The 21,569-nt window shown below is 43.7% G+C and carries 24 protein-coding genes; 6 read left to right on the top strand and 18 right to left on the bottom strand.

The genetic code is table 11. The features are described from left to right. Window positions 1-17 precede the first annotated feature (17 nt). From QV280_RS00310 to QV280_RS00285, 6 genes are all read right to left on the bottom strand, one after another. Window positions 18-956 carry an ABC transporter permease gene (locus tag QV280_RS00310; RefSeq protein WP_152822070.1) on the bottom strand — a complete coding sequence of 313 codons (939 nt, stop codon included), beginning with the start codon at window positions 954-956 and terminating at the stop codon, window positions 18-20. A gap of 2 nt (window positions 957-958) precedes the next feature. Then, complete coding sequence (locus QV280_RS00305; RefSeq protein ID WP_152822067.1) at window positions 959-1,936, bottom strand: ABC transporter permease; 978 nt, start codon at window positions 1,934-1,936, stop codon at window positions 959-961. 176 nt (window positions 1,937-2,112) lie between these two features. Next, complete coding sequence (locus tag QV280_RS00300) at window positions 2,113-3,666, bottom strand: ABC transporter substrate-binding protein (protein WP_023405686.1); 1,554 nt, start codon at window positions 3,664-3,666, stop codon at window positions 2,113-2,115. Window positions 3,667-3,788: 122 nt separating this feature from the next. Next, complete coding sequence (locus QV280_RS00295; protein ID WP_023405685.1) at window positions 3,789-5,516, bottom strand: dipeptide ABC transporter ATP-binding protein; 1,728 nt, start codon at window positions 5,514-5,516, stop codon at window positions 3,789-3,791. A 596-nt stretch (window positions 5,517-6,112) separates the two neighbouring features. After that, window positions 6,113-6,346, bottom strand: coding sequence for a YecH family metal-binding protein (locus tag QV280_RS00290; protein WP_023405684.1), 234 nt, complete (start codon window positions 6,344-6,346; stop codon window positions 6,113-6,115). 85 nt (window positions 6,347-6,431) lie between these two features. Then, window positions 6,432-6,797, bottom strand: coding sequence for a DUF4145 domain-containing protein (locus QV280_RS00285; protein WP_152822065.1), 366 nt, complete (start codon window positions 6,795-6,797; stop codon window positions 6,432-6,434). A gap of 496 nt (window positions 6,798-7,293) precedes the next feature. Between QV280_RS00285 and QV280_RS00280 the strand changes: the two genes are divergently transcribed. After that, entirely contained in the window at window positions 7,294-7,620 is a 327-nt protein-coding gene (locus tag QV280_RS00280; RefSeq protein WP_152822062.1) for a DUF2500 domain-containing protein, read from the top strand. An 81-nt stretch (window positions 7,621-7,701) separates the two neighbouring features. On the opposite strand, the gene QV280_RS00275 is transcribed toward QV280_RS00280, so the two are convergent. From QV280_RS00275 to rhtB, 6 genes are all read right to left on the bottom strand, one after another. Continuing rightward, on the bottom strand, window positions 7,702-8,715 hold the full coding sequence (locus QV280_RS00275) for an acyltransferase (RefSeq protein ID WP_152822060.1): 1,014 nt from the start codon (window positions 8,713-8,715) through the stop codon (window positions 7,702-7,704). Between the two features lie 169 nt (window positions 8,716-8,884). Continuing rightward, on the bottom strand, window positions 8,885-10,108 hold the full coding sequence (gene arsJ / locus QV280_RS00270; protein ID WP_023405058.1) for an organoarsenical effux MFS transporter ArsJ: 1,224 nt from the start codon (window positions 10,106-10,108) through the stop codon (window positions 8,885-8,887). A gap of 80 nt (window positions 10,109-10,188) precedes the next feature. Then, window positions 10,189-10,686 carry a phosphatase domain-containing putative toxin gene (locus QV280_RS00265; RefSeq protein ID WP_023405057.1) on the bottom strand — a complete coding sequence of 166 codons (498 nt, stop codon included), beginning with the start codon at window positions 10,684-10,686 and terminating at the stop codon, window positions 10,189-10,191. 55 nt (window positions 10,687-10,741) lie between these two features. Further along, window positions 10,742-11,749, bottom strand: coding sequence for an ArsJ-associated glyceraldehyde-3-phosphate dehydrogenase (locus QV280_RS00260; protein WP_152822058.1), 1,008 nt, complete (start codon window positions 11,747-11,749; stop codon window positions 10,742-10,744). Window positions 11,750-11,797: 48 nt separating this feature from the next. After that, on the bottom strand, window positions 11,798-12,133 hold the full coding sequence (locus tag QV280_RS00255) for a metalloregulator ArsR/SmtB family transcription factor (RefSeq protein WP_039971041.1): 336 nt from the start codon (window positions 12,131-12,133) through the stop codon (window positions 11,798-11,800). A gap of 159 nt (window positions 12,134-12,292) precedes the next feature. After that, a complete protein-coding gene (rhtB, locus tag QV280_RS00250) occupies window positions 12,293-12,910 on the bottom strand; it encodes a homoserine/homoserine lactone efflux protein (RefSeq protein WP_152822056.1) in 618 nt (205 codons plus the stop codon). Between the two features lie 69 nt (window positions 12,911-12,979). On the opposite strand from rhtB, the gene QV280_RS00245 reads away from it, so the two are divergent. The 4 genes from QV280_RS00245 (at window position 12,980) to QV280_RS00230 (ending at window position 16,555) form a co-directional block, all read left to right on the top strand. Continuing rightward, entirely contained in the window at window positions 12,980-13,957 is a 978-nt protein-coding gene (locus QV280_RS00245) for an alpha/beta fold hydrolase (RefSeq protein ID WP_152822053.1), read from the top strand. A 130-nt stretch (window positions 13,958-14,087) separates the two neighbouring features. Further along, window positions 14,088-14,915, top strand: coding sequence for a Cof-type HAD-IIB family hydrolase (locus QV280_RS00240; RefSeq protein ID WP_052029631.1), 828 nt, complete (start codon window positions 14,088-14,090; stop codon window positions 14,913-14,915). 33 nt (window positions 14,916-14,948) lie between these two features. Next, on the top strand, window positions 14,949-15,968 hold the full coding sequence (locus tag QV280_RS00235; RefSeq protein ID WP_152822051.1) for a COG3650 family protein: 1,020 nt from the start codon (window positions 14,949-14,951) through the stop codon (window positions 15,966-15,968). Beyond that, window positions 15,968-16,555: a tRNA-uridine aminocarboxypropyltransferase gene (locus QV280_RS00230; protein ID WP_152822049.1), complete on the top strand. Its 588-nt coding sequence runs from the start codon at window positions 15,968-15,970 to the stop codon at window positions 16,553-16,555. The genes QV280_RS00235 and QV280_RS00230 overlap by 1 nt, the downstream gene beginning before the upstream one ends. Before the next feature lie 39 nt (window positions 16,556-16,594). On the opposite strand, the gene yigB is transcribed toward QV280_RS00230, so the two are convergent. The 6 genes from yigB to lptM are packed head-to-tail and all read right to left on the bottom strand — an operon-like array spanning window position 16,595 to window position 21,178. Next, a complete protein-coding gene (gene yigB, locus QV280_RS00225; RefSeq protein ID WP_152822047.1) occupies window positions 16,595-17,311 on the bottom strand; it encodes a 5-amino-6-(5-phospho-D-ribitylamino)uracil phosphatase YigB in 717 nt (238 codons plus the stop codon). Then, entirely contained in the window at window positions 17,311-18,231 is a 921-nt protein-coding gene (gene xerC / locus QV280_RS00220) for a tyrosine recombinase XerC (RefSeq protein WP_152822045.1), read from the bottom strand. Before xerC ends, yigB begins: the two co-directional genes overlap by 1 nt. Next, on the bottom strand, window positions 18,212-18,913 hold the full coding sequence (locus QV280_RS00215; RefSeq protein ID WP_152822043.1) for a DUF484 family protein: 702 nt from the start codon (window positions 18,911-18,913) through the stop codon (window positions 18,212-18,214). The genes xerC and QV280_RS00215 overlap by 20 nt, the downstream gene beginning before the upstream one ends. Window positions 18,914-18,937: 24 nt before the next feature. Then, a complete protein-coding gene (dapF, locus tag QV280_RS00210; RefSeq protein ID WP_152822227.1) occupies window positions 18,938-19,768 on the bottom strand; it encodes a diaminopimelate epimerase in 831 nt (276 codons plus the stop codon). Window positions 19,769-19,777: 9 nt separating this feature from the next. After that, window positions 19,778-21,031 (bottom strand): diaminopimelate decarboxylase, encoded by a 1,254-nt coding sequence (lysA, locus tag QV280_RS00205; RefSeq protein ID WP_023405045.1) that lies wholly within the window; start codon window positions 21,029-21,031, stop codon window positions 19,778-19,780. A gap of 21 nt (window positions 21,032-21,052) precedes the next feature. Further along, window positions 21,053-21,178 carry an LPS translocon maturation chaperone LptM gene (gene lptM, locus QV280_RS00200; protein ID WP_084309180.1) on the bottom strand — a complete coding sequence of 42 codons (126 nt, stop codon included), beginning with the start codon at window positions 21,176-21,178 and terminating at the stop codon, window positions 21,053-21,055. 72 nt (window positions 21,179-21,250) lie between these two features. Here lptM and cyaY point away from each other — a divergent pair, with 72 nt between their 5' ends. After that, window positions 21,251-21,562: an iron donor protein CyaY gene (cyaY, locus tag QV280_RS00195; RefSeq protein WP_023405044.1), complete on the top strand. Its 312-nt coding sequence runs from the start codon at window positions 21,251-21,253 to the stop codon at window positions 21,560-21,562. Window positions 21,563-21,569 lie beyond the last annotated feature (7 nt).

The following is a 21,569-nucleotide window of genomic DNA, read 5'->3' as shown; positions in this document are numbered from 1 at the left end:
GGGATTTAAGTTAGGTATTAACCTTTGTACAATTTCGGGTTAAATACATCACGTAGCCAGTCACCAAGCAGGTTAATCACCAACACTAAGGTCACTAGTACAATACCTGGGAAGGCGGTAATCCACCAAGCGCCTGAGAAAATGTAGTTAAAGCCGGTGCTGATCAGTGCCCCTAATGATGGTTGGTCAACAGGAAGCCCTAAGCCCAAGAAGGACAGCGCCGCTTCTGACATAATGGCGTTGGCAATCTGTACCGTTGAGATAACCAAAATCGGTGACAAACAGTTCGGAAGAATATGGCGGAACATGATGCGTGGAGCTTTAAAGCCCATCACGCGAGCCGCTTCGACATACTCTTTCTTCTTCTCAGCCAATACTGAGGCGCGAATAGTACGAGCATATTGAGGCCATTCCGCCACACCAATAATCACCACCAGCATGATCACCGCATACTCACTGTAAAACGCACTACCAAAGCTGGCTTTGAAGATGGCGGAGACAATAATTGCCACCATCATAGTCGAAAACGACAACTGCACATCGGCAAAGCGCATTAGGAAGCTGTCGATACGACCACCGAAATAGCCCGCAGACAAACCAATTACTATGCCTAAGATCAGCTGCAGACCAACCGCCAAAAAGCCAATGGTGAGGGACAGTCTTGAGCCATATAAAATGGTCGAGAAAATATCACGTCCCTGCTCATCGGTGCCCAATATGAAGTGTTCTTCACCACCGTCCATCCAAGATGGCGGTAATTCTGAATCCATAATATCGATGGACGTTAAATCATAAGGGTCAGTCGGTGAAATTAGCGGTGCGGCAATAGCGGCAACTAAAAAGCAGGCAAAAACAAACGCCGAGAACATGGCGACTTTGTCGCGCACGAAATAGTAAACAATATCTGAGTTTTTAAAACGCTGCCAACGAGTGGGAGCTTGTGCTGTCTGTTCCATGATTATGCTCCTTTACCTGTAATGTTGACGGTTGGGTTAATTAATCCGTACAGCAAATCCACTATGGTGTTGGTTACAACAAAGATAAGCCCTACAAAAATAACGTAAGCGGTAATCAATGGAGTATCTACGCGGTTGATGGCTTCTAAGAATAAGAAGCCAGTACCTGGCCACTGGAATACCGTCTCAGTTAGGATGGTATACGCCACCATAGTACCAATCTGTACACCACCGACCGTCAGTACAGGTAACAGGGTATTTTTTAAAGCGTGTTGGTAATGAATTTTCTTAAGTGGCAGACCTTTCGCCTTACCAAACTTGATGTATTCCGAGCTTAACACCTCTAGCATTTCTGAGCGTACAAGACGAATAAACAGAGGCAGCATGATAGAGGCCAAAGACACACACGGCAGAATCAAATGCTGCAGACCATCTTTGGTAAAGAAGCCTGACTCCCAGCCAAGAACATTGGCTGTCTCCCCCCGCCCATAAGACGGTAGCCACCCCAAGGTGATAGAGAAGATATACATCAACATGATTGCGGTCAGGAATACGGGTATCGAAATACCCACCGAGCTCATCGCCATGACAAACTTGGTAAACAAACTTTTGGGATTTATTGCCGAATAAACGCCAAGTGGGATCGACAATACGATGATGATTAACGTCGCGCCGAACACCAGTTCTAGCGTCGCAATCAATTTATCTAAAATAACGTCCACAGCTGGGCGTTTGAAGAAATATGAAGTCCCTAAATCACCTTGCACTGCGGCGGTGATAAAGCGGGTGTATTTAGTCACAAACGGGTCATTCAAACCCAGATCATCACGTAATGCTTGACGCTCCGACTCTGAAACGGACTGACCAACTAACTCACGTAAGGGATCACCAAGGTTATCTTGGATAGCAAACGCCACCAAACTGATCACAAACATCACTACCAGTGCCTGATATAGGCGCTTGACTAGAAACGAAAACATTCCTTTGCCCCTTTTTTCCAATCGAACAAATTTTCAGTCTTAAAAATGGTACCTGATCCGACTGAAACAAGATCAGGCACCGAAAACCGCATTACTGCGCTTTTAAAAGCGTTACTTAATTAGCAACAAGGCACGTACGTGATTAAAAGTGCGTGCCTTTTTCGTTATGCAATTTCTTATTTAACAACTAGGTCGCCAAAGTAAGGGAAGTTCATTGCATTCACGATTGGTTTAATCTCAACGTTAGACTTTGCGCCCCACGCTAGGTTTTGCCAATGTAGAGGAACGTATGCTGCGTCATCGTATAAAGTCTTCTCAACTTTCTGTAGCATTTGCGAGCGCTTCGCAGGGTCCGTTTCTACGTTTGCCGCTTCAACTAGCTTATCGACTTCAGGGTTAGAGTAGTGACCACAGTTGTACTGACCTTTACCTGTCTCTTTGTTACGAGTCATGGTTAGGAATTCAGAGAAGTTCGCTGAATCTTCAGTATCCGCGTGCCAACCAATCATCAGCATGTCTGCAGCACATTTATCAAACTCAGGCCAGTATTGCGCTTTAGGCATAGTTTTCAGATCAACACGAATGCCAATCTTAGCCAGCATTGCTGCCGCCGCTTGAGCGATTTTTGCATCGTTCACGTAACGGTTGTTTGGTGCAATCATAGAAAGAGAGAAGCCATCTTCGTAGCCCGCTTCTTTCATTAGTGCTTTCGCTTTCTTCAGATCGTAGCGAGGCTTAAGCTCGGCATCGTAACCTGCGTAACCTTCAGGGCCTTGCTGACCTGCTGTTGTAGCAAAGCCTTTCATGATTTTCTTCGCGATACCGTCGTTGTTGATGGCATACACGATAGCTTGACGAACACGCACGTCTTTCAGCGCTGGATTGCTTTCTTGGTTCATCTGGAATGAAATCAGACGAGTACCCGGCAGAGTTACTAGTTCAACACCTTTTGCTGACTCAACACGTTGGTGGTCATTCGGTGAAACTGGGGCAATCATGTCTACGCCACCAGAAAGAAGTGCTGCTACACGCGTTGCGTCTTCTTTGATTGGCACTAGCGTTAGGTTATCTACGTTGCCTTTTGACTCTGTATCCCAGTAACCATCAAAGCGTTTAAATTCAACTTTTACGCCTTGTTCACGAGACGTAACGATGAAAGGACCTGTACCTGATACGTTGGTAGAAGCAAAAGAGTTACCGTGCTTCACGATCTCAGACTTATCTTTACCGTCTGTTGTTTTACCTGAGTAGAACTTGCTATCCATAGGGAAAATGTAAGCTGCTGTTTGCAGTACTAGAGGGAAAGCGCCTTTGGAAACAAGATCAAATGTGTAATCGTCAACTTTTACGATTTTGTCAAACGGGGCAAAGATAGCCTTAAAGTCTGGCGAATCTTGTAAACGGTCAAAAGTCCAAACCACATCATCAGCACTCAACGTATTACCAGAGTGGAATTTAACACCCTGACGTAAAGTAAAGCGCATAGTGGTCTCATTGATACGCTCCCACTTGGTTGCCAAGCGAGGCTCAAATGATAGGTCTTGTTTATAGCGAACCAATGGATCAAAAATCATATGAGAAAGTTGTAGTGTGCCACCAGACAGTTGCTCTTGTGGATCTAGAGATACTGGATCAGCATCGTAGGCAACTTTGATATCAGCAGCGGCAGCGCCAAATGCAAGGCCAGCGACTGCAAGTGCTACAGCCAGTTTGGTCTTAATGGTTTTCATTGCATATCTCCTTCATGCGGGATGGAATCCCTGTTATGTTTGCTATATGTTGTGTTTGCTTATTTGTTGCTTGTATTTTGCTCAGTGAGCTTATTAATTAGAACGTTTTCTGTGCAGAATTTTTAAGCTAATTCTGTTGTTGCACTGTTATCTTCGCGCATCCCTTTAAACTCAGGCATTAACGAAATTAGGTGTTGGCTATATTCATGCTGTGGCGACTTAAACAGCTGCTCTGTCGGTGCAACTTCCAGTAACTCACCTCTTTGCATAACCCCGATGCGATCGCACATTTGGCGAATAACCGGTAAATCATGGCTGATAAACAGCATGGTTAAATTCAGTTCATCCTGTAAGTCTTTTAGCAGGTTCAAGATTTGCGCCTGAACTGAAACATCTAATGCTGAGGTTGGCTCATCACAAATCAATAGACGTGGACGTGTCGCTAAAGCTCGGGCGATAGAAATACGCTGACGCTGACCACCAGAGAACTCATGCGGATACTTAACGGCAGCCATACGCCCTAAACCCACATGATCAAGTAGATCGTTGACGATCTGACGGGTTTCAGTCTCATTAGCAGTTAATTTATGGAAGCGGATAGGTTCGGCGATGATGTCGAAGATTTTCATACGAGGGTTCATCGAGGTATAAGGGTTTTGGAACACCATCTGCATTTGACGACGCATTGGGCGGCGTTCTTTTTCACTCTTCAAAGCGGTTAAATCAATACCTTCAAAAGTCACTTTACCCGCATCTGGGGCATATAAACCCGCGATCACACGTGCAATAGTGGATTTACCCGAGCCAGATTCCCCCACCAATCCAAAAGTCTCACCTTCAAATACTTCAAAGCTGACATTATTGGATGCTTGTACGTACTCTCGGCGGCTTTCAAATAGTGAATCTTTAGTGATAAAGCGAAGGTCAACGTTTTCTACATTCAGTAACGGTCCTGTGTAGTCTCGCTGATCTTGGCTTTGACCTAACCAATGATTTTTTACATCCAGTGGCTGATGCTCTGCCGCTTCTTCGATATAACTCACCAATGGAAAGCGATCTAACTTAATATCAGAGCGCGGAACCGCTGAAATTAAGCTTCGCGTATAGGGGTGATCAGGATTACCCAATACTTTTTCTGTTGGCCCAAATTCGACCAAATCACCTCGATACATCACCGCCACACGGTCAGTGACGTTCGATACCACTCCCATATCGTGAGTCACCAACATACAACCCACGTTTTGCTGAATACATAAATCACGTATCAGGGTTAAAATTTGGTCTTGGATAGAGACATCCAAAGCCGTTGTCGGTTCATCCGCAATAATCAGGTCTGGTTCACCGGCCAAAGCAATCGCAATAACGACACGTTGACGCATACCACCAGAAAATTGATGAGGATATTGTTTTAAGCGGTTTTCTGGTTGCGGGATACCCACTTTGTTCATCAACTCTAAAGAGCGCTTATACGCCTCAGCTTCTGACACCTTCATATTGGCATGAATGGTTTCTTTAAGTTGCTGTTCTACGGTAAACAAAGGGTTGAGAGATGTCATAGGATCTTGAAAGATAAATCCTATTTTTGAGCCGCGCACTTTGCGCATTTGCTCAGGAGATAAACCCGATATTTTCTCTCCATCTAAAAAGACTTCACCATTAGCGATAACACCAGGAGGGCTCAATAGATCAATCACACCGTTACCCACAGTGGACTTACCTGCTCCCGACTCACCCACTACGCCGACGATTTCGCCTCGCTCTATATTGAAAGAAAGTGATTTGACTGCTGCGTGAACACCGTGCCTTGACGGGTACTCAATGCGAAGATTTTTTACTTCTAATAATGACATTACCAGACCTCTACTGCTGGACAGTTTTCTGCCTTGTCTGCAAATTGAATCCATTCGAAATGAACGTGACCGATTTGATATTCGATCGGCGCCTTTTCAGTGGCGTCTTCGTTCAGAATACAATGATAAATATTGTGTTCGACGCACAATTTGGCAAAAAAGACACAGAAAAGCAACATTTAAAGGATAAAAGTTGGCTTTATCCCTAAATAAAAGACATATCAGTGCATACAAATATTGATAGCATGAATAAAAAGTCAAATAACTGAATGCGCACGAAGAAAGAGAAAAGAACAACCCTAGCAAATCATTAGGGTTATTTATAAAATAACTAATTAAAAGAACAAGATACGAAATCTAATAGCGAATTTTTATGCTCAAAAACACCAACACCCTCAACAGTAAAAACAACCAATAAATAGCTTAAAAACCACCCACAACACCATGCAGATCACATGCAAAACAAGATTAAACACCAACAATATGCATATTGGCGATATTTTTCACAGTTCAAAAATAGTAAAAATGATACACAATTGTAAACAAAAAAGGCTCCTTAAAAAGGAGCCTTACAATGCGTCAAATAAGATGGCAATTTAGTGGTGAGAGCAAACATTTGGCTCGTTAATACTAAATTTATCGTTAGCAAATATTACTTTTTCTCTTAATTGGAAAAATTCCAAAATAGATTCAAAGTCGAAACCTTCTTGGCTGCAAGTTCTGAATTGAGCATTTTCACCAAACTCGGCAGTAACCCAGTCCTTCAATTCTGCTTTTGACATTGGTTGCTGGCGAAGTTGGTTTAATATTTTGTGTGCATGTACCGACATGAAAGACTCCTAAATTTTGAACCTCAGCACTCTAACAGTGCTTTTGCATAAAGGCTATGTCATAAATCAAATGCAATCTGAGCATTTAAAAATGCACGCTAAACTCAGCCCAATTTACATAATAGAAAAGGCCAGCAGCAGCAGTTAATAAAATCACCAATGCAACAGCAAAACCCCAAATAAAGCGCCCACTTCGAGGGGTTAATTCTTTCTCACACACATTACACGCTTGTACGAATTGTTTTTTATCGTCGAGTTTAAAACCCTCTTCATGCACGATTTTATTGCGAATGGTCGCGATATAACGCAGCTTGCCAATAATCTCACGAGGTAAACGTTCTTCACTATCTGAAATCAACTGATGCAACCCACGACCACGAGCGCGAAAACGAGTACGCAATATGCCCTCTAAACGCCTTGTTCGCGTTACAACTTGATCAATATCGGACATATCCTTACCTCCGCAAAAAGTCCATTCCTGTAAAGATCCCATCAAATGGTTCTTCTTGTGTATTATACCAATCGTACTAAATAACTGATCATTCTAGCTTGTTAAAATACTCGATAACGGCGTTAGAATTTTTGATTGTAGAATAACTACTTATCAAAAAATTCTGCCTTGTTCTCGAGCATTTTTCCTGCGCTAGCTCTGATCACTTACTTAGTGTGATTGGTATTATCTTTTACTATTCTGTTAGTAAAATCGAGCAAGAGCGCTGATTATTGAACCTAAATCAAGCTTAGCAATAATTTCATTACTCTCACCTCACAAAATAAGACCTTTAGTTACAACTGTGGTTCAACTCACTTTGTGAGCTAATTACCATTTTTCATTGCAACTTCGCGCTCAGATCACGCTATTTCGTAAATAGTTCTATTAGCAAAAAAGGGCGGGCTACACTCTATAGCTAAAAATTCTATAGCGAATAGATAACAAGGAGACATATATGCCGATATCTCTATTTGTTTTGGTCGCGATTCTTGTTGCTACAGCAGCCTTCGCATTCAAATACATTTATAGTAAACACGTGCATGGCGTTGACGCACCAGAGCAAAAAGCGAGCGTGACCGTTATCGATAAACAAGCCATCGATATACCTGATGCACAGCCTGGAGAAGAACAAGAGTACTGGATTTACGTACAAAAAGGGCTTTTTGGGCCAAAGCGGGAATTTAAGGTCGGTGTTCACTACTATCATGCTTTATCACCGGGCAACCAAGGTGAATTGACCTATCAAGGTGACAAGTTCATGCATTTTGCCTTAAAAAGATAAAAAATAAGAGCGTGCCTCTATCATTGAGACCGCTCTTATTTCCATATTCTTGCGCTCGTTTCTATCTTGTTAGCCTAGCTATTACGGCAGTAACCACGCGGTTTCTCTAGAACGAGAAACCAACCAGCTTAGCAGTAATGCGCCACCACCACTGATGACAATCCACAAAGGAATAGTCCAAGCTGGATGTCCTTGCCCCCAACCTAACTCTTTCATCGGCCACAAGAAAATAGGGTGTAGGATATAAATACCAAGGCTGTGTGTGCTAATAAAACCGACAACTTTGTTGGCTTTCGCTGACAGTCCTTCACCATAATAACGACACAACATAAAGACCATGCTAGCAGCACATACTGTATTTAATGTCTTATACGACAACCAACGCCCATAAGTGTATTCATTTGCTTCTAAACTCAGTGACACCACTTGGTAAATGGTAATGGCAAAAGAGGCGACCCCAATCAACACAAAAAAGCTCACCACTGATTTAGTCAATGGCACTTTTTGGTACAGGATATAGCCAAGGGGCAATAAACCAGAGTAAAGCCATATTTGATTGCTCCACAAACCATCAATGCGCAGTAAAAATAGGGTACTGGTAATAAGCCACAACGCCGTGAGCGCATACAATGCTTGATCATCATAGCGACGCACAAATATCTGCACGAACGGGATAACAAAATACAGCGGGATGAAGTAATAAAAGAAACCTAGATGGTAGTAAGTGGCATGATCTAACCCTTCAATCAAGGTATCTTTGGCGTTAGTCGCATCAAAGCCATAACTGCTCCAACCCGATAAATACGCATAGAAAATTGACCAAACAATAAAAGGAACTAATACCTTTCCAAGGCGGCGTTTAACGTAATACTTAAACTCAAAAGGTCGTTTATCACTAAGCATTAACGCACCTGAGATGAGAATAAATACAGGCACTGCCCAACGACTCACGCTGTTAATACTTATTGCGGTAAACCATTCGTCAAATGGAATGACACCAAATTGATAGCGATAAGGGGCCAACACATGAATTGCGATGACAGCAATTGCAGCAACACATCTCGCAAGATCAAAAAACAAAACCCTTTGTCTCATTACAACACTTCCTTTTATTGTGCGACCAGTATCATAACAATAAAAAAGCTGATCAAGGATACCTTAATCAGCTTTTTTGTTTGTTTTTTCTAAAAATTTGCTGTTATAACAAGTATCTAGCTAAATAATGGCGATTATAAGCCTGCAACTAAAACAGACGAACTCAGCATTAAACGGGAGAGACTTGTGCAGCATGTCTCGGTAATTTTATTGAGATTAAGCTCGCTAACACAAGAAATGCAAACGACACCCAGAGACAAGCTGCAAAACCTGCTGTCTGGAAGACCCAGCCCGAAAGCACCGTACCGACAAGACGTCCCATCGCATTAGCCATGTAGTAAAAACCAACATCCATAGATACGCCATCACCTTTGGCATAGCTGACAATAAGATAAGAGTGCAATGACGAATTTACCGCAAAGATTGCGCCAAAAATCAACAAGCCACCCACTATCACAAGCTGAGGTTGCCAACCAATTTGTATTCCATACGCAATAGCACCTGTCACCACTGACAGCAATACAGCCCACAACAGCGCCGCTTTACCATCGGGTACCCTGCCCTGCACTTTGCCGGTAATTCTTGGAGCAATACCTTGCACAACACCGTACGCAATGACCCACAATGCAAGAAAACCGCCGACCATAGAGTGGTTCCAGCCAAACACACTACCTAGATAAATAGGCAGAGCTACAACAAACCATACATCACGTGCGCCAAATAAGAATAAGCGCGCGGCCGACAATACATTAATGCTTTCTGATTTAGAGAATAAGTGCTTAAACTTAGGCTTACTTTTCGCCTTACCCATGTCACTTTCTAACCAAACCAAGCTACCGATCAGAACAAAGAACAGTACCATTGCCATAGCCAGTACCGCTCCTTTGAAACCGAGTACCGACAGTAAAACGCCACCTAAAAAGAAACCCGCACCTTTTAAGGCATTTTTTGAGCCCGTTAAGATAGCAACCCACTTATACAAAGCCCCTTGCTTTTCATCAGGCACCAGAGTTTTGATGGCGCTTTTGGCGCTCATTTTATTTAAGTCTTTTGCAATACCAGATAGAGCTTGCGCCGCCATCACCCAAGGTATGGTGAGCCATGCTTGCGGAACAGCAAGCATGACTAATGAGAATATTTGTATCGCTAAGCCTACATTCATGGTTCGGTTTAAACCAAGCCTTGCACCTAGCCAGCCTCCCACAAGGTTCGTTACCACACCAAAGAACTCATAAAACAAGAACAGAGAAGCGATCGCTAAACTACTGTACCCCAAGTCGTAAAAATACAGCACCACCAGCATACGCAAGGCACCGTCCGTCAGAGTGAAGTTCCAATAATTGAACGTCACCAACATGTATTGGCGAACACTTTTATCTAAAGTCGATAGCATAGGGATTGTCTCAAGAACTCTTTTTCATAATAAAGTGTGCCTTTATGGCAAAGACACACTAATACGACTTATAGGAAGAATTAATAGGTTTGTGCAAGAGCTTCGGCATAGTTAACCTGAATAGGCTTGCTAAATGCACCAGGGCGAAGTGTTTTCACTTCTGTGATTACTTTAGGCAATGACCAACCAAGCTCTAACAGAAGATTAGCGGCTAATAGACCAGTACGACCCGAGCCACCCATGCAGTGCATAGCAATTTTGCCACCATTGTTCACAATCTGGTGCAGCTCTGGGCTTACGCTCACCCACTGCTCGGCAAACTCATGGTCAGGAATACAGTCATCTTCAATCGGAAGGTGGAACCACTTTAAACCTAGTGCTTTGGTTTTTTCACCGAGCTCAAGGACGTTTTTATTAGTCATCTCTTCGACATTGATTGCCGTAACAATAGCTTCTACACCTTGCTCTTTAAGTTGTGCCAGAGATTCATCTAAACCCAGCTCTTTTGTCCCCGGACACGGAGTTAATACCAGCGCGGCACCATTATCGATTAGCAATTCCCAAGTAGGATGTGTCATTTTATCTATTCCTCAATACAAGAGCACACCGAGGTATGCTCGTGAATTTAATTAATTATTTGTCAGCTAAACCAACTGTACGTACAAGCTCTGCGGTACGTGTCGCATAACCCATTTCGTTGTCATACCATGCGTAGATCTTCAGCATGCGAGTACCTACTACCATGGTAGATAGCCCATCAACGATGGTTGAGCGTTGATCACCTTTGTAATCAATCGACACTAATGGACGTTCTTCGAAGCCTAAAATGCCTTTCAGTTCATTTTCTGAAGCTTCTTTGAGTAGAGCGTTAACTTCTTCGGCTGTCGTGTCGCGTTTCACGTCAAAAATGATGTCAGTAAGAGAGGCGTTCGCTAAAGGAACACGCACTGCATGGCCGTTAATCTTGTCTTTCAGCTCTGGGAAGATCTCAACGATTGCCGTCGCTGAACCGGTTGTCGTGGGAATTAAACTCATGCCACATGCGCGAGCACGGCGTAAGTCTTTGTGTGGTGCATCCAAAATAGTTTGAGTATTAGTCAGATCATGAATGGTGGTGAATGCTGCTTGCTCAATACCTAATTTTTCATGAATCACTTTCACTACCGGCGCAATACAGTTAGTCGTACAAGAAGCTGCGGTGACGATTTTATGAATAGCAGGGTCAAAAATTTCGTCATTCACGCCGACTACGATATTGGCAATGCCTTCTTCTTTCACTGGTGCAGAAACCACGACTCGCTTTACGCCTTGCGCTAGGTATTTATTCAAGAACTGAGTCTTACGGTGTACACCTGTTGCTTCAATCACCACATCACAGCCAGACCAATCAACTGCATCGATATCGCACTCTTGAGTGGTTTTTATTACTTTGCCATTGATCAGCATATTGGTGCCATCTAAGGTCACTGCATGCTGCCAACGCCCTTGAATTGAATCGAACTCCAACAAATGAGCCAATGTTTTAGCATCACCAGCCACATCATTAATTTGTACAAACTCCACTTCTGGCCAATCAAATGAAGCTCTTAAAGCCAAACGACCGATGCGGCCAAAGCCGTTGATGCCGATTTTAATAGTCATGTTCTATCCTTTACTCTCACGCTGTTAATGAGTATTTAAAATTGCAAATCACACACAGGACTTATCGTCTATGTGCACTAATCTTTGGGTATCTTCTTGATATTGTTCTTTCAGGCAATTTGAATCACGTAAGCCATCAATCACCTTCCTAGCCCAGCCAGGAATATCTGTGGCGATATGGTAGTAAACCCATTGCCCTCGTCGTTCATCCACTAGTACACCCGACTGTCGCATCTGCGCTAAGTGACGAGACACCTTCGGCTGACTCTCTTGCAGCGCATGAGTCAACTCACACACACACAAACCACCTTCGCGAGCAATCAACAATAAGCAACGTAAACGCGTTTCATCTGCAAGTAGTTTAAAAAATTGATGAGGCAACATTATGACAACCAATAACCATATACGAATATCCATATATACTAGCCAAAAAAAAGACACCGGCAAGCCAAACTCGCCGATGTCACAAAAGATTCATGTTACGAAATATGAATGTCACTCTCGATTATTGAGTGACATTCGATAGCCTTTAGCCTTTAGCCTTTAGCCTTTAGCCGCGGCAAGTAAAACACCACAACCAATAAACATGGAGCCAAACACTTTATTCAGCTTTCCTATCACTTTATCTGAGCGGATAAAATTGCCCATTTGTGAGGCAAGGCCGGTATAGCCCAGCATCACCATGCCATCAATAGCAATAGTTGTTACACCCAGAATTAATAGTTGCGGAAGGTGTGGCAACTCTGGGTTGATAAATTGCGGAAATAACGCCACGAGAAACACAATCGATTTTGGGTTAGTCAGGTTGATAAAAATCCCTTGTTTTAATAAGCGACTTTTTGATACTTGCTCATGATTTTCGACCAACTTAAAGCTTTTGCTATCTCGCCATTTTTGAATGCCAAGCCAGATTAAATACGCAACACCAACCCACTTAATCACAGTAAAGGCAACTGCCGACTGAGCCACCAGAGCTCCAATGCCCGCTCCGACTAATACAATATGAAAAAGTAATCCTAACTGCAGACCTACAATTGCCGATAACGATTTACGCATGCCATAGTTAATCCCATTCGCAATTGAGTTTACCGTGCCTGACCCTGGTGCTAGGCTAAAAATAACTGCAGTGGCGACGTATGCCAACCAAATTTTCAACTCCATATTAGTCCCTATATTCACTATCATTTTAGGATGTTATGCTGTTTGTAACGTGAACAGGAAACAAATGCAATGTCAAAAAATGCGATAGATGTCTGCACCCAAGAAGCTGACTACGAATATCAAATGAAATACCCGATAGCGAGTTTCTGGGATAACCGACAGCAAGGTTACACGGAAGGAAAAAACAACAAAAAACTCTATTGGATCAGTCTCACATCACCGCTGCACAGCAAAGCTATCCTGATGGTCAACGGACGAACTGAAAGTGTTTGTCGTTATCAAGAGTTGTTTTATGACCTATTTAAGCAAGGCTTTGATATTTATTCTTACGACCATCGCGGTCAAGGTATGTCTGAGCGGCTGTTGGATGATTCGCAAATGGGACATGTCGAAGACTTTCAAGATTATGTTGAAGATCTAGAAACTGTCGTGCAGCAATTTAATTTTAATCGCTATAGCCGCCGATTTATTCTTGGTCACTCTATGGGTGGCGCAATCTCAACACGCTACATCCAAACTCAGCACTCGCACCCATTCCATGCCATTGCCTTAAGCGCCCCTATGTTTGGGATTAAAATGCCCTCTCCACTAAAGGCCGTCGTTAAACCTTTGTGTAAGACTTTCATTCGCTGGAGCAAGCAACCTCACTACGCATTGGGACAAACGGCTTATCAAAAGAAACCGTTTAAAGACAATAATCTCAGCACCTGCAAATTAAGGTATGAATGGTCGACAAATCTGTTTGAACAAACCGAGCAAATTCAAATGGGCGGCCCAACCTCACACTGGGTCTGGCAAGGTGTTATTGGCTCAGAGAAATGCGTAAAAGAGGCACAGCAGATTAATGTTCCTTTACTTCTTATCCAGCCAAGTTTAGATACCGTGGTTGACAACAACGCCCAAAATCAATTTATCGCGCAGCTAAGTAAAGTCCGCCAAGATGCGGTGCTAGTACCGATTGCTGATGCTAAGCATGAGGTGCTCGTCGAACAAGATCATGCAAGAAACCAAGCTTTAGACGCTGTTTTGGGATTTTTTGAGCAATGAGTCGACTAAATTAAAAAAGAGGAAAATAAGAAAAGAGGAAAATAAGAAAAGAGGAAAGCATGGTTTACCCTCTTTCTTATTTTATGAATAACGTACTATACAAACGATCCTGAAAATATAAGAAAAGGGTATAACCTTGAATAACTCTGCTTTTGAAAACATTACTATTGTCGCCTCTGATTTAGATGGCACACTTTTGGCCCCCGACCACCAGCTCTCTGAAATGACCAAGCAGACTTTAAAACAACTGCATGAGCAAGGTTATACTTTTATTTTTGCGACCGGCCGTCACCATATAGACGTTGCCTATATCCGCGAAAACTCGGGGATTCCCGCTTATATGATCACCTCTAATGGTGCTCGCGTACACGATATCAATAACAACTTAATGTACAGCCAAAACGTTGACTCTAAGTTGGTACAACCCGTGATTGATATTATTCGTCAAGATCCAGAGATCATCATTCACATCTACCAAGATGACCAATGGTGGGTTAACCAGATCGACGAACATCTGTTGTCTTTTAGTAAATCTTCAGGCTTTGCATTTCGTCAGTTTGATGACAAAAATGCCCCCAAAGATGGCGTAGCCAAAGTCTTCTTTACTCATGAGAGTCATGAGTACTTAAGCACCTTTGAAGATAAGCTAAACAAAGAGTTTGGCAATGAGCTTAATGTGGCTTTCTCGACGCCTTGGTGTCTTGAAGTAATGCAGGGCGAAGTGTCTAAAGGGCTGGCATTGCAAGCGGTAGCAGAAAGCTTGGGTAAAGATCTCTCTAACTGTATTGCGTTTGGTGATGGTATGAATGACGCTGAAATGCTGGCGATGGCAGGCATGGGTAAAGTCATGCAAACCGCGCATGCTAAAGTAAAAGCGGCGCTACCAAACAATGAAGTGATTGGCAGCAATGAAGATGACGCTGTGGCTCACTATCTTCTTGAACACCTGTTAAGATAAGCATTAAATTCATCGCCCATCACAGGCTAGATAATGAAAAAATGCACACTACTTTCTGTTATTAGTTCTATGGTTTTGCTCGGTTGTAGTAGCACCGAGCCACCACAATCCTCGGCGAGCACAGCCGAAAGTAATGTGCTGTCCACACAACCTCTGATACCGGACACAGAAGCCCCAGCGCGCGTGCTCCTGCGTGGTGAGATTATGATTGGACATGAATCGCGCACCATACACCCCTGCAATAGCAACGCAACCTACTGGCTAGAACTGCCTACGCAGGTTCGCACTGCCGCAGAATCCATGACCACTAAACCGAATCAGGCGATGTATGCTGAAGTATTCGGTTATTTTGAGCCTGCCACCAGCGGTTTTGCACAGCAGTTTGGTAGTAAGTTTGTGGTCACTGAATTTAACGTTATCAGCACCGAAAACAGCAATCTCTGCCAACAAGCCCCTCGAGAAGCAAGAGCTTTTGGCAATGAGCCATCATGGTCAGCCGATGTTTCAGAAGGCGCTATCGAGCTATCTCAGTTAGGTAAACAGACTCTGCATTTACCTGTGGTGAATCTAGAACAAAACCTCAGCGAATCACGCTATAGCCTTACCCAAGGACAACTCGTTATTCGTCCACAAATGTGCCGCGATACGATGAGCGATTCTATTTACGGATGGACAGCGCAACTGCAAGTTGCCGATCGCAGCTTTAGTGGCTGTTATAACGACTCTAGCTACCCTAGCGATCAAGTTGCTGGCACTTATAGTCAATCTATCGACAACAGCACTTTGCTCACCCTAACCCTATCCGCTGATCATCGAGCCGAAAGCCGTTATTCTTATAACGATGGAAGCCAAGATGTGGTTGAACAAGGTCACTGGCAGACATTAAACAGCGATTTAATCCAAGTGACCTCTGTCACCTATCAAGGACAGCAGATCATTGCCGTACGCGACTTTGAGCTTAAAGGGGATACCTTATCTACTCAATATGAAACCATCAATGGCGCAACTTACCCATTAACCAATGATGGTTTAAACCTGAAAAAGGCTCAGTAATGGCTTGTGCTGTTTGTGGCTTCAAGCACCACTGTTTGTGCGAGCAGTTTCCCTCATTTGAACACCCAATACAGATGGCATTACTGTGCCACCCAAATGAGCTAAAACGAGCAACAAATACCGGTAAGCTGTTGTTAAATGCCCTGCCCAATGCCCAGCAGTTTCTCTGGAGCCGCACTAATCCCGCTCCAGAGTTACTCGATCTCATAGCCAGTCACCCTAACCCTGTGCTGTTATTTCCCAGTGAGCATAGTCAGGTACTTGAAGCGTATAGCACTCAGCAAAGCGCATCACAGTCATTAGCGCCTCGCCTGTACATTGTGCTGGATGCAACTTGGCAAGAAGCGAAGAAAATGTGGCGACAAAGCCCTTGGTTGCAAGCGCTGCCGCAATATCATTTACAAGCATCCAGCCTCTCTAACTACAGCCTGCGCAGAAACCAAAGTGACGGTAATCTGTGTACTTGTGAGGTGGGGATAGAGCTAATGCGTTTAGAGGGGTTAGAGAGCCAAGCCGAACAGCTGACTGAGTTTTTAGACTATTACCTGCAAGTATTCCAAGCTGATCGCAGTGGTCACGCACTTTAAACCACGCCCTTTAAGTCACGCACTTTAAAAGCGCATCATCTAAATAAAATGCAGTAACTGCTCGATACGATTAATTTCAACATCGGGCATGACGGTTGCTTTTGATTGTAGCTTGATACCCATAGCAGAATCATTAAACCAAGCCGCCTGAAAACCGGCAGCTTTTGCGCCCATAACATCTGTCTGCAAATGATCCCCAATATGTAATATGGAGTGAGCAGGTGTATTTAATACCTTAGATGCTTTCACAAACATATCGGCGTTAGGTTTCGCCGCGCCATCAGGGCCCGCTTTAAAAGTGGCGCAGAAGTAATCTTGTAAGCCAATGCGCTGCACATCAACATTGCCGTTGGTAATCGCAACCAATGGTAATTTTTGTGCGAGCACTTCTAGCGTGCGGAAGGTTTGCTCTGGGATATCGACTCTATTTCGCAACAGAGTCACTTGTTGCATGGTCTGCTCAATGGCCTCTGCTTGGCTTGTGCCTGTGATTCCAATGGCAGCAAAAGCAAGCCCCAGCTGAGTCTCTCTTGCCACGGTCACATCATGTCGACAGCGCTCGCTACTGCGCAATGCTTGTTGCTTAAACCTTTTCCAATCTTGTTCATCAAAAGCCGATAACGGTGGAAAAGAGTCCACCAGCCAAAGTCGTAAGTCTCGCTCTAATCGCTTAATCACTGGATGATTGTCATACAAAGTATCATCAAGGTCGAAAGTCATTGCTTGCACTGTATTTAAGCTTCGATAAAAACGCATTACGACTCCGGTTTCTTCTTCGCTCTAGGGTGAGCTTTATCATAGGCTTGCGCTAAATGCTGAAAGTCTAAGTGAGTATAGACTTGCGTGGTTGATAGACTTTCGTGTCCTAACATCTCTTGTACCGCACGCAAGTTACCGCTAGATTCCAAAATATGAGTAGCGAAGGAATGCCTCAGTTTGTGCGGAGTAATGTGGCTAGTCACCCCCTGCTTAATGCCCCATTCAGACATACGCTTTTGCACATTCCGATGCGAGATCCGAGTGCCTCGTTTGGAAATAAATAACGCCTCTTGTTCCTCTTTTAACAGCAACGGGCGCACTTTTAGCCAGTGCAGTATCCAACGTTTCGCTTCACCACTAAAAGGGACGATTCGTTCTTTATCGCCTTTACCAATCACGCGAATTTCTCCGCGATCACCCTGTACGCTTTTCACGTTCAGTTGGATCAGTTCAGAAAGACGCATCCCCGTTCCATACATAAGCTCCATAATCGCTCGATCACGAATGGATAGCGGATCATCCATGTTGATGTCTAGCAGTTGCCCTGCTTCATCAACATCAAGATTTTTCGGCAGTCGCTTATGATTTCTTGGTGTGCTGACCCCTTTCGCAGGGTTTGCCGACAGTTCACCTTTTAGCACTAGATAATCTAAAAAGCTGCGCAAACAGGACAATCGAGTGGCTAAGCTATTCGGTTTTAGCCCTTCTCTTGAGCCCTTGGCCGCAATTTGTCTCACCCAAGCAATATCCAGTTGTTGCCAACTTTGCACACCAAAACTCACCAGTTGTGAGGCGATAATAGTCAGCTGATTTTGGTAATTGCTCTGGGTGTGTTCGCTCATTCCTTTTTCGCTATTGAGATAAGCAATGAACGCATCGATCCAAGTTTGATAGGTGTTAGGAATGTGGTTGGACATGCAGCGTTTGAACCTTCTGCCATTGTAAATTTGTAAGTTGCTGAGCAACAACCATCGCTAGGTGGCTTAAGTATAATGTATCTTGGCTTGGCTGATAGCGCCCGCCATCTTCGCTACAAAAACACAAAAAGCCTTCTAAGCTTGGATGCTCAAAAGACAGAACCGCATACGATCCTAGCTCTGAAACTGGCGTACCTTGGGTAAAGATTAACTCACGATCACTGCGTTTCAAACGGCCAAGATAGGCCCCTCGTTCCGCCAAATTCTGCGTTTTGAATTTTAACCAGTCTTGTGGGTTTATTTGCAGTTGCGAACTAACGTGTCCGACAACGCCCACTACAACAGTAAGCTCAAGCTGTTGCGCCTTTTTTTCTAAAGCACTGATCACCTGTTCGCCAGACTTTGCCAATAAAATGCGCTTTTCTAACTGCATAAAATGACGAAAGATACGGTCATTGCGACTGGCTAAGGTCATTAGCTCATTTTTTTGCTTTTCTAATGCCTGAATTTGTTCACGTTGACGGCCAAGTTTCAACTCAAACAAAGAGACCGCCCCCTCTCGATGATGCGGCACGCTCATAGAATCAATCAGGTGTTCTCTACCCACAAAAAAATCAGGGTTATCTAACAAGTACTGCTCTATATCTAGAGCAGTAAATAGTTCTTTGGCTGTTGAATCCAAGGTAATTCCTTATATCACTATGAGTTAACAGCTAATCTGTCCATCAAAGACATGCGTAGCGCTACCAGTCATGAACAATGGCTGTCCTGGCCCTGCCCATTCAATTTTTAGTTTTCCGCCAGTTAAGCTCACTTCAACATGTTCATTTAAAGCGCCTTGCAGAATACCAACCGCAACCGCAGCACACGCACCGCTACCACAAGCTTGGGTTTCACCTGCGCCACGTTCGTAAACTCGCAGAGCAATTTTGTTGCGATCGACAATTTGCATAAAGCCTACATTCACTCGCTCAGGGAAACGCTCATGCGATTCCAGTAGCGGACCTAGCTCTTCTACTTTAGCCGTTGCAACATCATCTACTACGGTTACGACATGCGGGTTGCCCATGCTTACAGAGCCACAGAACAAGGTGTGTTGACCTACTCGTAATATATACGTTTTCTCTTTTTGCTTAGCCTTAAAAGGAATCTTACTTGGCTCAAACTCTGGTATGCCCATGTTGACTCGAACTTGCTCATCATCGGCTAATTTAAGCAGCATTTTCCCTTTTTTAGTACTGACACGGATGCTGTACTTATTAGTTAAGCCTTTCATGGAAACAAAACGAGCAAAACAGCGCGCGCCGTTGCCACACTGTTCTACTTCTGAACCATCGGCATTGAAAATTCGGTAGTGGAAGTCGGTTTCTGGATCATAAGGTGCTTCTACAACTAAGAGTTGGTCAAAACCAACTCCTGTGTGGCGATCAGCAAGACGACGTATCAGCTCCGGCGAGAAAAAAATATTTTGAGTGATACAGTCAACAACCATAAAGTCGTTGCCTAGTCCGTGCATTTTAGAAAAATGGAAATGCATGCTGTTCAATTACTCCGGTAGTGTGCTTTCGAGTTGCCATAAACTTTCAACGCTTTCACGTTGGCGAACAAGATGCATGCTTTCTCCGTCGACCATAACTTCAGCCACGCGTGGGCGAGAATTATAGTTAGAAGACATAGTAAAGCCGTAAGCACCTGCTGAACGCACAGCTAACAGATCATTTTGCTCAAGAACCAAATTACGATCTTTACCTAAGAAGTCACCGGTTTCGCACACAGGACCCACTAAGTCATAAGTAATCGCTTCACCTTGGCGTGGACGTAAAGGAACAATATCTTGCCATGCTTGGTATAGCGCAGGGCGCATAAGATCGTTCATTGCCGCATCAATAATGGCAAAGTTTTTGTGTTCCGTATGTTTAAGGAACTCAACTTTGGTCAGCAATACACCAGCATTAGCGGCAATAGCTCGGCCCGGTTCAAATATCAGCTCGATATCTGGATGATTACCCAAACGAGCCAACAGTGCTTTCGCATAATCGGAAGGTTGCGGAGGCATTTCATCACGATAGACCACACCTAGACCACCACCCACATCAAGGTGCTTAATATTTACGCCTTGCGCTTTTAGGTTGTCAATGAGACCTAACAAGCGGTCAACAGCATCGATAAATGGGTCAATATCGGTTAACTGAGAGCCAATGTGGCAATCAATACCAACAACATTTAGGTGCGGCATTTTTTGTGCGACTTGATACACTCGTGGCGCTTGCTCAAATGCAATACCAAACTTGTTGTCACGCAAGCCTGTTGAAATATATGGGTGAGTTTTGGCATCCACATTAGGGTTAATACGTAAAGAAACAGGGGCGACTGCACCACACTCTCCTGCCACTTGATTGATTCGTTCTAATTCAGGCTCAGACTCAACATTAAAGCACTTAATTTTTAGCTCTAATGCTCGTTTAATCTCTTGCGCTGTTTTCCCTACACCAGAAAAAACCACTTTTGATGGATCGCCGCCAGCAGCAACCACACGTTCTAACTCACCAAGAGAAACAATATCAAAACCAGAACCTAAGCGAGCCAACGCATTGAGCACACCCAGATTAGAGTTCGCTTTTACTGCGTAACACACTAAATGAGGAAATTCGCCCACAGATTGATCAAATGCTTTCCAATGGCGTTCTAAAGTAGCGCGAGAATACACGTAGGTTGGAGTACCAAATTGCTCTGCGACTTGAGTGAGGGAGACACCTTCAGCCCATAGCTGACCATCTTCCTTGTAGTTAAAATAATCCAAGATTCTTTCCTTACTTCAGTTCTACTGTGCTGGCTGCTCAGGCGTATCCTGCCCAGCATCTTGCGGCATATATAGAGGACCGGTTTGACCACAACCGGCTAGAAACAATGTCGAGCCTAAACACAATAGCGAGATAATTTTTTTCATGATGATGTTAATGATATATTAATCTTACCTCTATAATCGCACCACAATTAATAAAAGCAATAGGAACTATGCATGAAGGACAGTGAGTTTCACCAATTGGCGGATGAACAACTACAAAATATTGAGCAAGCGATTGAAGAATCCGGAGCTGATATCGACTTTGAGACGTCTGGAAACGTCATGACTTTGGAGTTTGAAGATAGAACGCAGATCATCATCAACAAGCAAGAACCTATGCGTGAGATCTGGCTTGCTTCTAAATCAGGAGGCTATCATTTCTCTTTGCAAGACGGAGCTTGGGTATGCTCTAAGACAGGCGCAGAGCTATTAACAGTAGTAAAAGCAGAATGTGAGAAACAGGCAGATGAAGAGATAGAGTGGTAATACTCTA

It is taken from the genome of Vibrio sp. B1Z05 (assembly GCF_052955985.1).
The sequence above is the reverse complement of the archived record's forward strand: the minus strand, read 5'-3'. Positions and strand labels throughout refer to the sequence as shown.

What these genes read in the sequence shown, in the direction of transcription:
- QV280_RS00310 (WP_152822070.1), bottom strand. Translation starts at nt 956, where the DNA reads ATGGAACAGACAGCACAAGCTCCCACTCGTTGGCAGCGTTTTAAAAAC.
- QV280_RS00305 (WP_152822067.1), bottom strand. Translation starts at nt 1,936, where the DNA reads ATGTTTTCGTTTCTAGTCAAGCGCCTATATCAGGCACTGGTAGTGATG.
- QV280_RS00300 (WP_023405686.1), bottom strand. Translation starts at nt 3,666, where the DNA reads ATGAAAACCATTAAGACCAAACTGGCTGTAGCACTTGCAGTCGCTGGC.
- QV280_RS00295 (WP_023405685.1), bottom strand. Translation starts at nt 5,516, where the DNA reads ATGTCATTATTAGAAGTAAAAAATCTTCGCATTGAGTACCCGTCAAGG.
- QV280_RS00290 (WP_023405684.1), bottom strand. Translation starts at nt 6,346, where the DNA reads ATGTCGGTACATGCACACAAAATATTAAACCAACTTCGCCAGCAACCA.
- QV280_RS00285 (WP_152822065.1), bottom strand. Translation starts at nt 6,797, where the DNA reads ATGTCCGATATTGATCAAGTTGTAACGCGAACAAGGCGTTTAGAGGGC.
- QV280_RS00280 (WP_152822062.1), top strand. Translation starts at nt 7,294, where the DNA reads ATGCCGATATCTCTATTTGTTTTGGTCGCGATTCTTGTTGCTACAGCA.
- QV280_RS00275 (WP_152822060.1), bottom strand. Translation starts at nt 8,715, where the DNA reads ATGAGACAAAGGGTTTTGTTTTTTGATCTTGCGAGATGTGTTGCTGCA.
- arsJ (WP_023405058.1), bottom strand. Translation starts at nt 10,108, where the DNA reads ATGCTATCGACTTTAGATAAAAGTGTTCGCCAATACATGTTGGTGACG.
- QV280_RS00265 (WP_023405057.1), bottom strand. Translation starts at nt 10,686, where the DNA reads ATGACACATCCTACTTGGGAATTGCTAATCGATAATGGTGCCGCGCTG.
- QV280_RS00260 (WP_152822058.1), bottom strand. Translation starts at nt 11,749, where the DNA reads ATGACTATTAAAATCGGCATCAACGGCTTTGGCCGCATCGGTCGTTTG.
- QV280_RS00255 (WP_039971041.1), bottom strand. Translation starts at nt 12,133, where the DNA reads ATGTTGCCTCATCAATTTTTTAAACTACTTGCAGATGAAACGCGTTTA.
- rhtB (WP_152822056.1), bottom strand. Translation starts at nt 12,910, where the DNA reads ATGGAGTTGAAAATTTGGTTGGCATACGTCGCCACTGCAGTTATTTTT.
- QV280_RS00245 (WP_152822053.1), top strand. Translation starts at nt 12,980, where the DNA reads ATGTCAAAAAATGCGATAGATGTCTGCACCCAAGAAGCTGACTACGAA.
- QV280_RS00235 (WP_152822051.1), top strand. Translation starts at nt 14,949, where the DNA reads ATGAAAAAATGCACACTACTTTCTGTTATTAGTTCTATGGTTTTGCTC.
- QV280_RS00230 (WP_152822049.1), top strand. Translation starts at nt 15,968, where the DNA reads ATGGCTTGTGCTGTTTGTGGCTTCAAGCACCACTGTTTGTGCGAGCAG.
- yigB (WP_152822047.1), bottom strand. Translation starts at nt 17,311, where the DNA reads ATGCGTTTTTATCGAAGCTTAAATACAGTGCAAGCAATGACTTTCGAC.
- xerC (WP_152822045.1), bottom strand. Translation starts at nt 18,231, where the DNA reads ATGTCCAACCACATTCCTAACACCTATCAAACTTGGATCGATGCGTTC.
- dapF (WP_152822227.1), bottom strand. Translation starts at nt 19,768, where the DNA reads ATGCATTTCCATTTTTCTAAAATGCACGGACTAGGCAACGACTTTATG.
- lptM (WP_084309180.1), bottom strand. Translation starts at nt 21,178, where the DNA reads ATGAAAAAAATTATCTCGCTATTGTGTTTAGGCTCGACATTGTTTCTA.
- cyaY (WP_023405044.1), top strand. Translation starts at nt 21,251, where the DNA reads ATGAAGGACAGTGAGTTTCACCAATTGGCGGATGAACAACTACAAAAT.